Origin of the sequence: Amnibacterium sp. CER49, from assembly GCF_029846255.1 — a bacterium.
Lineage (GTDB): Bacteria > Actinomycetota > Actinomycetes > Actinomycetales > Microbacteriaceae > Amnibacterium.
The window spans coordinates 799,257-813,722 of the sequence record NZ_JARVWQ010000002.1; the positions used below are offsets into that span (position 1 = coordinate 799,257).

General features: G+C 74.3%; 16 protein-coding genes. 4 read left to right on the forward strand and 12 right to left on the reverse strand.

Annotation, left to right across the window (positions count from 1 at the left end):
• Positions 1–5: 5 nt before the first annotated feature.
• The 3 genes from QDR37_RS13820 to QDR37_RS13830 form a co-directional block, all read right to left on the reverse strand.
• Positions 6–179, reverse strand: a complete 174-nt coding sequence (locus QDR37_RS13820; protein WP_279714365.1) for a hypothetical protein — start codon at positions 177–179, stop codon at positions 6–8.
• 88 nt (positions 180–267) lie between these two features.
• Positions 268–1,245 carry an aldo/keto reductase gene (locus QDR37_RS13825; protein ID WP_279714366.1) on the reverse strand — a complete coding sequence of 326 codons (978 nt, stop codon included), beginning with the start codon at positions 1,243–1,245 and terminating at the stop codon, positions 268–270.
• 48 nt (positions 1,246–1,293) lie between these two features.
• Positions 1,294–1,713 (reverse strand): hypothetical protein, encoded by a 420-nt coding sequence (locus QDR37_RS13830; protein WP_279714367.1) that lies wholly within the window; start codon positions 1,711–1,713, stop codon positions 1,294–1,296.
• A gap of 118 nt (positions 1,714–1,831) precedes the next feature.
• Between QDR37_RS13830 and QDR37_RS13835 the strand changes: the two genes are divergently transcribed.
• Entirely contained in the window at positions 1,832–2,248 is a 417-nt protein-coding gene (locus tag QDR37_RS13835; protein WP_279714368.1) for a transferase, read from the forward strand.
• A gap of 77 nt (positions 2,249–2,325) precedes the next feature.
• On the opposite strand, the gene QDR37_RS13840 is transcribed toward QDR37_RS13835, so the two are convergent.
• The 3 genes from QDR37_RS13840 to rpsO form a co-directional block, all read right to left on the reverse strand.
• On the reverse strand, positions 2,326–3,033 hold the full coding sequence (locus QDR37_RS13840) for an SDR family NAD(P)-dependent oxidoreductase (protein ID WP_279714369.1): 708 nt from the start codon (positions 3,031–3,033) through the stop codon (positions 2,326–2,328).
• A gap of 36 nt (positions 3,034–3,069) precedes the next feature.
• Complete coding sequence (locus QDR37_RS13845; protein ID WP_279714370.1) at positions 3,070–3,432, reverse strand: nuclear transport factor 2 family protein; 363 nt, start codon at positions 3,430–3,432, stop codon at positions 3,070–3,072.
• A 93-nt stretch (positions 3,433–3,525) separates the two neighbouring features.
• Entirely contained in the window at positions 3,526–3,795 is a 270-nt protein-coding gene (gene rpsO / locus QDR37_RS13850; protein ID WP_279714371.1) for a 30S ribosomal protein S15, read from the reverse strand.
• 192 nt (positions 3,796–3,987) lie between these two features.
• Between rpsO and QDR37_RS13855 the strand changes: the two genes are divergently transcribed.
• Positions 3,988–5,169 carry a MarP family serine protease gene (locus tag QDR37_RS13855; RefSeq protein WP_279714372.1) on the forward strand — a complete coding sequence of 394 codons (1,182 nt, stop codon included), beginning with the start codon at positions 3,988–3,990 and terminating at the stop codon, positions 5,167–5,169.
• Between the two features lie 389 nt (positions 5,170–5,558).
• Here QDR37_RS13855 and QDR37_RS13860 read toward each other — a convergent pair whose 3' ends face one another.
• The 4 genes from QDR37_RS13860 to QDR37_RS13875 form a co-directional block, all read right to left on the reverse strand.
• Positions 5,559–7,757: an AAA family ATPase gene (locus QDR37_RS13860; RefSeq protein ID WP_279714373.1), complete on the reverse strand. Its 2,199-nt coding sequence runs from the start codon at positions 7,755–7,757 to the stop codon at positions 5,559–5,561.
• Positions 7,758–7,829: 72 nt separating this feature from the next.
• Complete coding sequence (locus QDR37_RS13865; RefSeq protein WP_279714374.1) at positions 7,830–9,008, reverse strand: DUF4192 family protein; 1,179 nt, start codon at positions 9,006–9,008, stop codon at positions 7,830–7,832.
• Positions 9,009–9,102: 94 nt separating this feature from the next.
• Positions 9,103–9,630 (reverse strand): adenine phosphoribosyltransferase, encoded by a 528-nt coding sequence (locus tag QDR37_RS13870; RefSeq protein WP_279714375.1) that lies wholly within the window; start codon positions 9,628–9,630, stop codon positions 9,103–9,105.
• Between the two features lie 160 nt (positions 9,631–9,790).
• Positions 9,791–10,159 carry an FKBP-type peptidyl-prolyl cis-trans isomerase gene (locus QDR37_RS13875; protein WP_279714376.1) on the reverse strand — a complete coding sequence of 123 codons (369 nt, stop codon included), beginning with the start codon at positions 10,157–10,159 and terminating at the stop codon, positions 9,791–9,793.
• Between the two features lie 64 nt (positions 10,160–10,223).
• Between QDR37_RS13875 and QDR37_RS13880 the strand changes: the two genes are divergently transcribed.
• Entirely contained in the window at positions 10,224–11,534 is a 1,311-nt protein-coding gene (locus tag QDR37_RS13880) for an MFS transporter (protein ID WP_279714377.1), read from the forward strand.
• A gap of 10 nt (positions 11,535–11,544) precedes the next feature.
• Here the strand turns inward: QDR37_RS13880 and QDR37_RS13885 are convergent, their stop codons facing one another.
• Together QDR37_RS13885 and QDR37_RS13890 are read right to left on the reverse strand one after the other, a co-directional pair.
• A complete protein-coding gene (locus tag QDR37_RS13885; RefSeq protein WP_279714378.1) occupies positions 11,545–12,696 on the reverse strand; it encodes a PrsW family intramembrane metalloprotease in 1,152 nt (383 codons plus the stop codon).
• The gene (locus QDR37_RS13890; protein ID WP_279714379.1) at positions 12,693–13,565 is read right to left on the reverse strand and encodes an SMP-30/gluconolactonase/LRE family protein; all 873 of its coding nucleotides are present in this window, start codon (positions 13,563–13,565) and stop codon (positions 12,693–12,695) included. The genes QDR37_RS13885 and QDR37_RS13890 overlap by 4 nt, the downstream gene beginning before the upstream one ends.
• Before the next feature lie 94 nt (positions 13,566–13,659).
• Here QDR37_RS13890 and QDR37_RS13895 point away from each other — a divergent pair, with 94 nt between their 5' ends.
• Positions 13,660–14,460, forward strand: a complete 801-nt coding sequence (locus QDR37_RS13895; protein WP_279714380.1) for an SDR family oxidoreductase — start codon at positions 13,660–13,662, stop codon at positions 14,458–14,460.
• The last annotated feature ends 6 nt before the right edge of the window (positions 14,461–14,466 follow it).

A 14,466-nucleotide genomic window follows, 5' to 3' on the forward strand; every position in this document is an offset into this window, starting at 1 on the left:
CGCCGCTACCCGAGGATCGACGGCCGGTCGTCGTTCGGGTTGCGGTCGGCGAGCGCCCGGGCGGCGACGACGAGGGCGATCACGCCGATGACCGCGCGCAGCGCGGTGAAGACGAGCAGCGCGATGCCGGTGGCCTCCTCGCCCTCCGCGACGAGCAGCCCGCCGATCGCGGCGAGCACCGCGTCGCCGACGAACGAGATGCGCAGCCAGAACAGCAGCCGGCTCGACGGCGTGACCGGCGGCCGCTCGCGGCGCCCGGACGGCTCGTCAGAACCCGGTGGGGGCGTGCGGGACGTAGTGCTCCTCCAGCGCCTGCAGCTCGTCGTCGTCGAGCTCGAGCGCCTCGGCGGCGATCGCGTCCTCGAGGTGGTGCGGCTTCGTCGCGCCGACGATGGGCGCGGTGACGGCCTCCTGCGCGAGCACCCAGGCGAGGGCGATCTGCGCCCGGCTCACGCCACGCTCGGCCGCGATGCGCGCGACCGCGTCGACGATGCGGCGGTCGGACTCCTCGGCCTGCCGGAACAGGGTGCGCCCGAACTCGTCGTTCTCGGAGCGGTCGGTCGTCGCGTCCCAGTCGCGGGTCAGCCTGCCGCGGGCGAGCGGCGACCACGGCAGCACGCCGACACCGGTCTCGAGGCAGTACGGGTGCATCTCCCGCTCCTCCTCGCGCATGAGCAGCGAGTACTGGTCCTGCATCGACACGAACGGGGTGAGCCCCTCGATGGCGGCGGTGTGCTGCATCTCCGCGAACTGCCACGTCCACATCGACGAGGCGCCGAGGTAGCGCACCTTGCCCGCCTTCACGACGTCGTGCAGCGCGGCCATCGTCTCGGCGACGGGCACGCCGTCGTCGTAGCGGTGGATCTGGTAGAGGTCGATGTAGTCGGTGCCGAGGCGCTTCAGGCTCGCGTCGACCTGCGTCATGATCGCGCCGCGGGAGAGGCCGGAGCCGTTCGTCCCCGGACCCATCCGGCCGTGCACCTTCGTCGCGATCACGACCTCGTCGCGCTGCGCGAACTCCTTCAGCAGCGTGCCCGTGATCTCCTCGCTCGAGCCGAGCGAGTACACGTTCGCCGTGTCGAAGGTCGTGATGCCCGCCTCGACCGCCCGGCGGAAGAACGGCCGGGAGGCGTCGAGGTCGAGGCTCCAGGCGTGGTTGCCGCGGTCGGGCTGCCCGTAGCTCATGCAGCCGAGCACCACGCGCGACACCTGCAGTCCGGATGTGCCGAGGTTCACCGTCTCCATGGCTCCATCCTGCGGCGGCACGGCTGGATGCGCACCCGGGTGCTCGCGCTAGCGGGTCCGACCCATCAGCAGGTCGACCCGCAGGCCCTGCTTCGTGCGGACCACCTCGACCGGGATCCGGGTCTTGCGGCCCGCGAGCTCGAGCCGGCTGATCGCCTCGCTCACCACGGCCTCGAGCCCGCGCGGCACCTGTCCGACCGGGCCGACCACCCGTCCCCCGGCGAACAGACGCACCTGCATGGGGGCGTCGACGCGCTCCTCCTCGATCGTCCGCGGTCCGATCGCCGTCTCGATCCCCTCCTCGCCGAGCAGCGAGGCGAGCAGGTCCTGATGCGGGTCGCTGCCGGCGAGCCGGATCGTCGTGCCGTTCGAGGACGGCACGAGATCGAACTTGTAGTCGTCGAGCGACCCCTTGCCCTGGTCCGTCTTCGCGAACGCGGGGTCGACCTGGGTCTTCCGGAAGAACACGGGACCCATTGTGGCAAGGCGGCGCTCCGGGCGTTCCTGCGGCGTGCTCTTATCGATCTCTTATGCACCAGGGGGCGCGCCGGGGAATGGACGGGGGCGTGCCCCGGTTGTCCTGGGCATGCAACGCAGGACCCCCAGGATCGCCGAAGAGATCGAGGACGAGTTCGGTACCGTCACCCGGTACCGCAGGCACCCCAACGGCCGCGGTCTCGTCGCCACGGACGCCTCGGTCGACCCGACGGCGTTCCTCGCCCCCAGCGTCTACGTCGAGTCGGGCGCGCGCGTCGGACGCGCGGCCCGTATCGCCGCCGGCACATGGGTCGACCGGGAGGCCGTCGTCGGCCCGCACGCCGAGATCGGCGCGGCCGTGCACGTCGGAGCCGCGGCCGTCGTCGGCGAGGGCGCGCGAGTCGGCAGCCACTCGAAGATCGGTGCCCGCGCGATCGTCGGGCCGGGTGCACGCATCGCGGCCGACCAGCAGGTCAGCGACGACGCCGTCCTCCCCGGGCAGTCGGCGTTCGGGGCCGCCGCATAACGCGTCCGCCCCTCGACGGGTTCGAGCGCCGGCAGGTCCGCCTGCCGGCGCTTCGTCGTTCCCGGGGGGTCCGGTGCTCAGCGGGGCAGCATCCCGCCGTCGAGCAGCACGGTCTTGCCGGTGAGGTAGCCGTTCGCGAGCATCGCGAGCGCGAGGTCGGCGACCTCGGCGGGCTCGCCGGTGCGCCCGACGGGGATCGCGGCGACCGTCTCCGCGGGAAGCGCGTCGCCCATGCCCGTGCCGCCGATCGCCGCCGGCGCGATCGCGTTCACGGTGACGCCGCGGGCGGCGTACCGCGACGACAGGAAGCCGACGAGCCCCTGCAGCCCCGCCTTCGACGCGGCGTAGTGCGGGCCGATCGCGCCGCCCGTGAAGGCGGCGACGCTCGAGACGAGCAGCACCCGGCCGAAGCCGCGCGCCGCCATCGCCGGCACCGCGGCCTGCGCGAGCAGGAACGGCGCCGTGAGGTTGACGGCGAGCGCGGCGTCCCAGTCCTCGCGCGTCGTGTCCTCGAGCGACCGGCGCTCCCCCGCCCCGGCGTTCGGCACGAGCACGTCGAGGGCGCCGTGCCGCTCCTGCACCGCCGCGACGAGACCCGGGAGCGCGTCCGCCTGCCGCATGTCGGCCTCGACGACGTCGACCCCGTCCGGCAGCCCCGACCCCTCGGCCCGGCGCGTCGTGGCGACCACCGTGAGGCCCGCCCCGCGCAGCCGTGCGACGAGCGCCCTGCCGATGCCGCCCGTCGCGCCGGTCACGAGCGCCACCCGTCCCTCGAGCTCGCTCATGACCCCAGCCTCGCCGCCGCCCCTCGAGGACGGCGCTCAGTCGCTCGGGGCCTCCATGTACCACTCCGTGAACGACCGGGCCCGCCCCTCGTCGTCGAGCCGGAGGATCCAGAGGTTCTCGTACGCGTCGCCGTCGGTGTACTCGGTGTGGCCCTGCACGACCGCGGTGTCGCCGTCGACGGCCACGACCTCCCACGTGAACTCGTGGTCGTCCGCGTCGTCCTGCGCCTCGAGCCAGGCGGCGAGGATCGCCTCCGACCCGCGCTCCGGCTCGTCCCACGGGTGGAACCGGTACTCGCCGTCGGGGGCGAAGAGCGCGCGGACGTCGTCGGGGTCGTTCGTCGCCCACGCCCGCTCGTAGCGGCGCACCCAGTCCTGCACGGCCTCGCGGTCGGTCATGCCGTCGGGCTTACACCAGGGTCCTGCGGGAACGGAAGAGGCCGCCCCGTCGGACTCGACGGGACGGCCTCCTGACACGTGTGGGGCGCGGTGCTAGCGGCGCAGGCCCAGGCGCTCGATCAGCGAGCGGTAGCGCGCGATGTCGATGTCCTGCAGGTAGCCGAGCAGCCGCCGGCGCTGGCCGACGAGCAGCAGCAGGCCACGACGCGAGTGGTGGTCGTGCTTGTGCTGCTTCAGGTGCTCGGTCAGGTCCTTGATTCGCGTGGTGAGCATCGCGACCTGCACCTCGGGAGAGCCCGTGTCACCCGGGTGGGTGGCGTACTCCTCGATGATCGCCCTCTTGGTGTCCGCATCCAATGCCATACGGGGCCTCCCTCTCTCTCGCTGCGCGGTGCCGGCGCACGATGCGCCGACGCTCTCTCTCCGCGGCCGGTGAACGGCGACCAGCGAGTCTACCGGATCCCGCCGGTCCCCCTCGCTCGCGGGGGGCTGCGCTCCCCCGCACGCCTCGGGTCGCCCCCTACGCTCGGTGCTCCGGCGGGGAAGGAGGCGTGCGTGCCCGGAGTGCTCGACGTCGTGCTCGTGATCGTGCTGCTCGCGTACCTGGTGCGCGGCTACCGGCTCGGCCTCATCAGGAGCGTCGGCGCGCTGCTCGGCATCGCGGCCGGAGCGATCGCGGCGACGTTCGTCACGCCGATCATCACCCGCTTCGTCGCCGACGGGCCGGCCCGCGTCGGCGCCACGATCCTCGTCGCGCTCGTGCTCGTCGCGATCGGTCACGCCGCCGGGGTCGCGGTCGGCTCCCTCGTCGTCGGGCCGCTGCTGAAGAGCCCCCTCGGCGTGATCGACCGCATCCTCGGCGCGGCAGCGAACGTCGTGGTCACGGGCCTCGCCCTCTCGGTGGTCGCCGGCGTCGTGGCGGCGCTCGGCGTACCGTTCCTCGCGCAGCCCATCGCGTCGTCGGTGGTGCTCCGCACCCTCGACCAGCTGACGCCCGCGCCGGTCGACTCGGCGCTCGCGCAGCTGCGCAGCGCCGTGCTCGGCAGCGGCATCCCGCAGCTCGGCCGGGCGCTCGGCGGCACGACCCCGAACCCCGCCGTCCCGAAGGTCGACACCGGCACCCCGGCGCTCGCCCGCGCCGCGCGGTCCGTCGTCAAGGTGACCGGCACGGCGTACGCCTGCGGGCAGGACCAGAGCGGCACGGGCTTCGTCGTCGCGAAGGACCGGGTGCTCACGAACGCGCACGTGCTCGCCGGCGTGACCTCCCCCGTGGTGCTGCGGCAGGACGGCACGCCGATCGTCGGCCGCGTCACGTACTTCGACCCCACCGCCGACCTCGCGCTCATCGACGTCTCGGGCCTCGATCGGCCCGCGCTGCCGATCGATCCCGTGCCCGCCATCGGCACCACCGGGGTGATCGACGGCTACCCGTTCGGCGGCCCCTTCAGCACCGGCGGCGCGAAGGTGCTGCAGGTCGGCACGACCGAGGTGCCCGACGTGGCCGGCCGCGGCACCAGCCCGCGCTCCCTCGCGACCCTGGCTGCGGACGTCGAGCAGGGCAACTCCGGGGGCCCGCTCCTCACGGCGGCCGGTCACGTCATCGGCATCGTCTTCGCGAAGAGCTCCACGACCGCGGACCTCGGCTACGCGATGACCCCGAAGCAGTTCGGCGGCGTGGTGGCGAAGGCGCCGTCGCTCACGAGCGCCGTCTCGTCCGGGGCCTGCACCCGCGACTGACGAGCACCGCGGCCCGCCACCGGATCTGCTCAGCGGCGTCCTCGCCACCGATCCGGTGCAGACGCGGAATCCGCTGCGGACGTCCGAATCGGCGGCACGCGCCGGAACTCAGGTCCAGCGGTCGCAGTCGCCGTGATTCAGGACCACCGGTCCTGAATCCGTGCCGCGGTCCTGAATCGCGGCGGCCTCCGTCCACCACGGATCCGGCTGAGCAGCGTCATCGCCACCGATTCGGCTCAGGGACAGGTTCCGCGGCGGGCGTCCGAATCGGTGGCGCGCGCCACCGGAACTCCGGCCCAGCGGTCGCGGGCGCCGTGATTCAGGACCACCGGTCCTGAATCCGTGCCGCGGTCCTGAATCGCGGCGGCGTCCGCTCACCGCGGATCCGGCTACTCGGGGTCGACGACCGCCAGGCGCTGCGTCGGGCGCGTCAGCGCGACGTAGAGCGAGCCGCTGCCGTCCTCGGCGGCGATGCGCTCCTCGTCGACCACGACGACCGCGTCGAACTCGAGGCCCTTCGCGATCCGGGGCGGCAGGACGGAGACCTTCGCGCGGAGCCCCTCCGCGCCGTAGCCGACCGGTTCCGGCATCGCCGTCGCGAGGGCGTCGTGCAGCGGACGGACGAGGGCCTCGGGCGCGATGACGGCGACCGTGCCGTCGGGATCGGCGTCGCGGTCGCGGCGCACGGCCTCGACCGCGGACCGGACGAGCCCGTCGACGGGCACCCGCCGGAGGTCCGGCGGCACCTCGCCCTCCCGCACGGAGCGCGACGGCGTGATCGGCAGGCCGTCGGCGAGCGCGCGGGCCTCGGCGAGCGCCATGATCGCTCGAGGCGTGCGGTAGTTCACCGTGAGCTGCTCGAGCCGGAACGTGTCGCCGAGCGCCGAGATCGCGTCGGCCCACGACGCGGGCGGCCGCGAGGTGGAGGCCTGCGCGAGGTCGCCGACGATCGTGAAGGACCGCAGCGGCCCGCGGCGGCGCAGCAGCCGCCACTGCATGGGCGACAGCTCCTGCGCCTCGTCGACGACGATGTGCCCGTACGTCCAGCCGCGGTCGATCGCTGCGCGCTCGGCCGTCGTGAGGAGCTCGCCTGGATCGGCGAACCCGTCGGCGAGCGACTCGGCGGACACGATGCCCTCGACGCCCATGTTGCGGATCGCGGCCTCGGCGTTCTCGAGGTCGCGGACGCGCTGCGCCTTCGCGGCGGCGCGACGCGCGTCCGCGCCCGCGTCGAGCTCGCCGAGCAGCTCGGCGGCCTCGTCGAGCAGCGGCACGTCGGCGACCGTGAACGGGGCCGATCGCGCGCGCGCGAGCGCGTCTCGGTCGTCCTGCCGCCAGTCGTGCGTCACCTGAGCGAGGTAGGCGGGGCGGGCGTACAGGTCGCCGAGCAGCTTCTCGGGCGTGAGCGGCAGCCACGCGGTGTTCAGCAGCACCTTCACGTCGTGCGCGGTGCGCAGGTCCTCGCGCAGCAGCCGGCGGTCCTCGTCGTCGATCGTCGTGCCGCGGGCCCCGACCTTCTGCACGAGGAGCTCGGTGAGGTCGGTGAGCGCCTCGCGCACGAAGGTGTTGCGGGCCACGTTGTGCGGCTTGCGGGTCTGCTGCGCCCGGCGCAGCGCACGGACGATCAGCTCGGGCGGCACGACGAGGCGCTCCCCCTCGACCCGGATCTCGGTGGCCTCCCGCGGCGCGACCTGCCGGGCGTGCACCGCGCGGCGCAGCACCGAGATCATCGCGAGGCGCCCCTTCAGCTCGGCGACGTGCGGGGCGTCGAGCGCGCTCGCGTCCACGCCCGGGTACAGCTGCCCGACCGTGCGGAGCACCACGCCGCTCTCGCCGAGCGACGGCAGCACCTGCTCGATGTACTGCAGGAAGCTCCGCGAGGGCCCGACGACGAGCACGCCGTTGCGGGCGAGCCGCTCCTTCTGGGCGTAGAGCAGGTAGGCGGCGCGGTGCAGGGCGACCGCGGTCTTGCCGGTGCCGGGGCCGCCCTGCACGACGAGCACGCCGCGCGCCTCCGAGCGGATGATGCGGTCCTGCTCGGCCTGGATCGTCGCGACGATGTCGTGCATGCGCCCGGTCCGCTGCGCGGACAGCGCGGCGAGCAGCGCCGACTCGCCCGTCAGCATCGAGTCGTCGGTGATGTGCTCGGGGTCGAACACCTCGTCCTCGATCGCCGTGACCCGCCGCCCTCGGGTGGCGAGGTGCCGGCGCACCCGGATGCCGAGCGGGGTCGCGGCGGTGGCCTGGTAGAAGGCGCTCGCCTGCGGCGCCCGCCAGTCGAGCAGCAGCGGCTGCTGGTCGTCGTCGCGGAGTCCGATCCGCCCGATGTAGCGCAGCGCGCCCTCGTCGGTCTGCAGCCGGCCGAAGGCGAGCCGCTCGTCGACGTCGCGCAGCTGCTTCAGCCGGTCCTCGAAGAGCCGCGCCATCGCGTCACGCTCGCTGCGGGCCTGATGCGTGCCGGAGGCGCCGGCGCGGCGGGTCCGCTCGAGCTCGTCGAACGTCTCGGCCCGCAGGGCGTCGAGCCGTTCGTAGAGCGCGGACACGTAGTGCTGCTCGCGGGCGAGCTCGCCCTCCGCCGTGTCGGTCACGCCTGCACCTCCCGGGAGGAATCGCGGCCGACCAGTCTAGGCCGCGCCGGCGCGCGCTCCCGCGCTGCCCGCTCAGCCCGCCGGCAGCCAGGCCCGCGCGGCGGGTGCGAGCGGCTCCGTCCGGAACGCCCACTCGGGCAGCATCCCCGCGCCGAGCATCGTGCCGAGCAGCGACGCGAACGGGTACGCGGGGTCGGCGACGAGCGCGCGGTCGACGAATGCCGCTGCGATCGTGCCGCGGCCGAGCGTCCACGACAGCCACCCGGCGACGGTGAGCAGCGGCGCGCGGTCGGCCGGCGACAGGCACGCGGCGGCGCGCTTCACGGCGGCGATGCCGCGCTCGACGCGGTCGGGATCGGGTCGCACCATGTCGCCGCCGCTGAAGGCGAGCACGACCGGGTCGGTGGGCTCGACGGGCTCGGCCGAGACGAGGGTGCGCTCGCGGACGTAGGCGCCGAACTCCGGCCCCCACGCGAACTGCATCATGACGAGGTCGCGCAGCACCGGCAGCCCGGCGAGCGCCGCGAGCAGCGCGGAGCACGCGCACGGCCCGTCCGGATGCTCCTCGAGCATCCCCTCGATCGCCGCGCTGACGTCCAGACCGCCGAGCACCCGGCCCACGAAGCGCTCCGGCGCCGCCGCGGGCCCGAAGGCCCGCCCGCGCACACCCCTCGCGGGGTCCAGCCCGTGCACGCGGCCGGCGCCCTCCGGCAGCAGCTCCCAGCGCACGAGCGCGTCGAGGAAGACCTCGATCTCCGGCTCGGGGACCTCGGGCAGGCGCACCGCCTCGTCCACCTCGAGCAGCCGCGTCCCCTGCGGGGTCGGACCGATCTCGGCGAGCGGGCGGCCTCCCACGGGCTGGGCCGGGTCGAGCAGGGAGCCCCAGCCGTCGGCGGCCACGACGAGGAGGTCCCGCACGTCGAGCCCCGCCTCGCGGGCCCGGCTCGCGACACGCTCGAGCAGCGGCCACGGCGCGCGGGCGAACGGGAGGCCGGTGTAGACGACGGGCACGACGCCGTCGACGCGCTCGACCTTGCAGAGCATGCCGACGGCGGTCGTCGCGAAGCGCTTCCCGACGCCGCGCGCGCTCGAGACGGGCAGGTCGAGCCGGAGGGCGCCGGCGGTGCGCCGCCCGGTGAAGGCGACGAGGACGAGGCTCTCCTGCGGGGTGCCTCCGGTGAGCGCGGGGACGAGGCCGAGGAACGCCGCGGCGTCGTCGGCCCGGACCACGTCGGGGTGCTGGTGCTGCATGGCGGGCAGCGTGGCGGCTGCGCGGCCGCTCCCGGCCGCCCTCCACATCGAGCGCCCGCGCGGGGGCGGCCGGAAGCGCCTGGGGAGGAGTGGATCAGGCGATCGTGCGGATCGCGGCGATCTCCCGCTCGGGCAGCGCGGCCCGGCCGCCGAGCCCCGTCAGCTCGAGCACCACGCCGACGCCCGCGATCGTCGCGCCGGCGCGCTCGAGCAGCGTGCAGGTGGCCGCGACCGTGCCGCCCGTGGCGAGCACGTCGTCGAGCACGAGGATGCGGGCGCCGACCGGGAAGTCGTCGTGGCGCACCTCGAGCGACGCGGAGCCGTACTCGAGGTCGTAGTGCACGGCGAGGGTCGCGGGCGGCAGCTTGCCCGCCTTCCGCACCGCGAGCACGCCGCTGCCGCTCGCGTAGGCCGCGGCCGCCGCGAGCAGGAACCCGCGCGCCTCGATGCCCGCCACGAGGTCGAAGCGGCCCGCGAACCCCCCGACGAGCTCGTCGGTGATGGCCTTCAGCGCCTCCGCGTCGGCGAGCGTCGGCGTGAGGTCGCGGAACAGCACCCCCGGCACGGGGAAGTCCGGCACCACGGCCGTCAGTCGGTCGACGAGGTCGGCGGCGCGCGTCACCGCATCAGCCTAGGAGGCGCGGTTGCGGCGCTCCGGAACGGCCCGGAAAAGGATTCATCGCCCGGTGGTGCGGCGCTGCCTGCAGCTCGCCCGGGCGATGAATCGACTCGCTCAGTGTGCGCCGGGCGCCCCGCTCGCGCAAGGCCGCCCGGCGCGTCGCTCAGGCGTTCAGGAGGTCGATCACGAAGATCAGCGTCTGCCCGGACAGCCGGTGGCCGCCGCCGGCGGGACCGTAGGCGAGCTCCGGCGGGACGGTGAGCTTGCGGCGGCCGCCGACCTTCATGCCGGGGATCCCGCGCTTCCAGCCCTCGATGAGGCTCGTGAGCGGGAAGGTGATCGACTGCCCGCGGCTCCACGACGAGTCGAACTCCTCCCCGGAGTCGTAGTCGACGCCGAGGTAGTGCACGGTCACCGTGCCCCCGGGCTGGGCCTCGGCGCCGGAGCCCTCGACGATGTCCTCGATCACGAGGTCGGTCGGCGCGGGGCCGGTGGGCGGGTCGAGCTCGGGCTTGCTGTTGAGATCGGTCATGGCAGCAGTCAACCGCAGGAGGATTCCGCAGCGCCTGGGTCCGGCGACGAGGATGGGGACCTCCATGGATGCAGCCCCCCGCCGCCGCGGCGCCCTCGTCGACCTCGAGCCGATCACCGCGAGCGCCCCCTTCGCGCGGCTCCTCGCGGGTCGCAGCATCGCCGGGATCGGCAGCCAGCTCACGATCGTCGCGGTCGGCCTCAACGTCTACGCGCTGACCGGATCGACCTTCGCGGTCTCGCTCACGGGCGTCGTCGCGCTCGTGCCGATGATCCTCGCCGGCCTGTACGGCGGCATGCTCGCCGACGCGTTCGACCGCCGGGTCGTCGCGCTCGTGTCCGGCCTGCTCTCGTGGGCGTCGACGGTCGCGATCGCGGTGCTGTCGTGGGCGGGCGCCGAGACGGCGCCGTCGCTCTACGTGCTCACAGCGGTGAACGCGGTGGCGACGACCGTGCTGCTCGCGACCGAGTCGGCGATCACGCCCCGGCTGCTCCCGGCTCGGCTGCTGCCGGCCGCGGCCGCGCTCGGCGGCATCTCGACCGGCATCGCGGTGACGCTCGGTCCGGCGCTCGCGGGTGTGCTCGTCGCCGCGGTCGGGTACTCGTGGTGCTACACGGTCGACGCGGTGCTCTTCGTCGCGGTGCTCCTCGGCGTGCTCACCCTGCCCGCGCTGCCGCCTGCGGAGCACGTCGACCGGCCCGGGCTCGAGTCGCTGCTCGGCGGGATGCGCTTCCTGCGCGCCGCGCCGAACATCCGCGCGAGCTTCCTCGTCGACATCGTGGCGATGACCTTCGGGCAGCCGCGCGTGCTGTTCCCCGCCGCGGGCGCGGTGCTCCTCGGCGGCGGCGCCGTCACGGTCGGCGTGCTCTCGGCCGCGTACGCCGTCGGCGCGCTGCTCAGCAGCGTGTTCTCCGGCCGGCTCGGGGCCGTGCGGCGGCAGGGGCGCGCCATCGAGCTCGCGATCCAGGCGTACGGCGCCTGCATCCTGCTCTTCGGGGCGGTGCTCGGGGTCACGGGGCTCGGTATCGCGAGCGGGGTCGCGCCGCCGCCGCCCGCGGTCGACCTGCCCGCGATCGCGCTCGCGACGCTGCTGCTCGCCGGTGCGGGCGCCGCCGACAACGTGAGCGCGATCTTCCGCTCGACGGTGCTGCAGGCCGCGGCGCCCGACGACATGCGCGGACGGCTGCAGGGCGTGTTCATCGTCGTCGTGACCGGCGGCCCGCGCATCGGCGACCTCTACGTCGGCGTCGTCGCCTCGCTCGGGCTGCTCTGGCTGCCGCCGGTGGTCGGCGGCGCGCTCGTGATCGTGATCGTCGCGGTGCTCGTGCGGCGGCTCGGCTTCCTCGCGTACGACGCCGCCGATCCGCGGCCCTGACGGGCGCCTGTCAGGAGACGAGCACCGCGCGGTCCGCCGAGATGCGGGCGAGCAGCTCCTGCTCGTCCGGCGTGCGGCCGACGCCCGCGCGCTGCCGCAGCAGCCGTTGGCGCGCGTGGCCGAGGCGGGTGGCGTCGCGGACGAACCGGCGCATCGCGAGGCGCTTGCGCCGCCGGTCGGGCTGCACGTCCGCCCAGCGCATCGCGTGCCGGCGTCCCGCCCAGGTCGACAGCAGCGCGACCTCGTCCGGCGTGAACCAGCCCGCGTCGGCGTACTCGCCGAGCCGGGCGCGGGTGATGGCCCGCTCGCGGGTGCGGACCGCGAGCACGACGGTGACGGCGATCAGGAAGATCGGCACCTCGATCGTGAAGTACCACCCGATCTGGCTGCGGGCGAGCGAGAGGCCGCCGTTCCAGAGCGCGTGCAGGATCGCGGCGGGGATCAGCCCGACCACGAAGTACCCGATCGCCCCGAAGCCGTTCGTGCGCTCGGCCGCCTTGCCGAGCGCGTAGCCGGTGCAGGAGGTGAAGAGCGCGTGCGCGAAGGGCGAGAACAGGCCCCGGGCGACGAAGATGACGGCGAAGTCGGGCCCGAGCCCGGTCTCGGCGAGCGTGCGCCCGAAGTAGAGGATGTTCTCGCTGAAGGCGAATCCTCCCGCCACGGCGGCGGCGTACACGAGGCCGTCGACGGGCCCGTCGAAGTTGCGCCGGTTGAACCAGAGCAGCAGCAGCACGCCGGTGCCCTTCGCGGACTCCTCGACGAGCGGCGCCTGCACGACCGCCTGCAGCAGGTCGTTCGGCCTGCCGCCGCTCGCGCCGACGACGATCTGCACGCCGAGGTCGAAGAGGAGCGCGACGACGACCGCGACGCCTGCGCCCCACAGCACGGCGAAGACGAGGGCGGCGCGCGGCTCCGGCTCCCAGCGGTCGATCCACCGCACGACGGCGAGCACGAGGAGGAACGGCACGAGGGCGGCGAGCCCCGCGATCGCGACGCCCAGCGTGCCGAGCCCGCTGATCAGGTAGAGCAGCACGGCCGCGCAGGCGATCGCGGCGATCGCGATGCCGAACACCGCGGCGACGACCGCCGCTGCGGACCCCGGCCGCTGCCGCTCCTGCCAGATCGGCTGCTGCGGCTGCGCCGGGCGGGCGAGGAGGCTCATCCCCCGAAGCGTCGCACGGGGAGACCGCGCACAGCGGTCTCGACCGCGAACATCGCGCCCGCGTGCGGGTACCGCTCGAGGTCCTCGTCGGAGAGGTGCTGGGCGGCCCCGCCGATCAGCAGGGTCGAGAGGTCCGGTCCACCGAAGGCGATCCCGGAGACGTGCGGCGCGGGCACCTCGACGCGCTCCATGACCTCGCCGTGCTCGTCGAGGCGGACGGCGACGCCCTCGCTGTACACCGCGCACCAGAGGTGCCCCTCGGCGTCCATCGCCGCCCCGTCGAAGTGGTGGCCGGTGGCGAAGGTCTCGAGCTCGCCGGGGCCGGCCTCGGGGTCCCACGGCGCGGTGTAGATCGTGTCGACCGCCGTGTCGGCGAGGTAGACGCGGGTGGCGTCGGGCGACCACTCGAGGCCGTTCGTCGTGCCGAACCCGCCCATCAGGTGATCGGTGCGGTCCTCCCCGACCCGGTACCAGCTCGCGTCGGGGTTCTTCTTGTCGCGCGTGAGGGAGCCGACGAGGAAGCGCCCCTGCGGGTCGGCCTTGCCCTCGTTCAAGCGCATGCCGGGCGACGGGTGCTCGACCGTGGCGAGCACCCGCGTCACGGCGCCGTCGGCATCGAGCAGCACGACGCGGTCGCCGAGCGCCGCGACGAAGCCGCCGGGGGCGGGCGCGAACGACGCGAGCGGCGGCCCGACCGTGAGCACCCGGTCGCCCGAGCCGTCGGCCGGGCCGTCCCACGGCGACACGTGCAGGAGCCCCTGCTCGATGTCGGTCCAGTAGACCGTCCCGTCGTCGTAGAAGGGACCCTCCACGAGGTTCGCGCGCACGTCGCGGAAGACGCGCACCTCACTCAGCACCGCACTGGCCATGGGACCAAGTGAAGGCCCCCGCTCTTGACCGCCGCCTGGGAAGCCGGTCGGCGGGCGCTGACCGCCCAGGGAACGCGTTCGTACGCTCTCGGGCATGGATCTCGGCATCGGCGGCAAGCGGGCACTCGTCTTCGGCGGCGACTCGGGCATCGGCTGGCACACGGCCAGGCGGCTGCTCGCGGAGGGCGCGATCGTCGTGCTCACCGACATCGACCAGGACCGCCTCGACCAGGCGGCGGGTCGGCTCGGCGCCCCCGACGGACGCCTCTTCGCCTTCGCGGCGGACGTGACGAAGCAGGACGACCTCGACGCGCTGAAGCGCCGCACCGAGGCGTCGGTGGGCGGGATCGACATCCTGGTGCAGGCGTCCGGCATCACCGGCGCGCAGGGCCTCTTCCACGAGATCGACGAGGAGGGCTGGGCGAGCACCATCGAGGTCGACCTCATGGGGCCGGTGCGCATCGCCCGCACCTTCCTGCCGCACCTGCGCTCGGGTGGCTGGGGCCGGCTCGTGTTCCTCGCGAGCGAGGACGCCGTGCAGCCGTACGAGGACGAGATCCCCTACTGCTCGGCGAAGGCCGGCGTGCTCGCGCTCATGAAGGGCATGTCGCGCACCTACGCGAAGGAGGGCCTCACCGTGAACGCCGTCTCGCCCGCCTTCATCCACACCCCGATGACCGACGCGATGATGGAGAAGTCGTCGAGGGAGCAGGGCATCTCGTTCGACGACGCCGTCGAGCAGATGCTCGAGACGAAGCGCCCCTTCATGGCCATCAAGCGCCGGGGCGAGCCCGACGAGGTCGCCGCGGTCATCGCGTTCCTCTGCTCGGCGGGGGCGTCGTTCGTGAACGGGGCGAACTACCGCGTCGACGCGGGGAGCGTCGGCAGCATCTGACGGCGG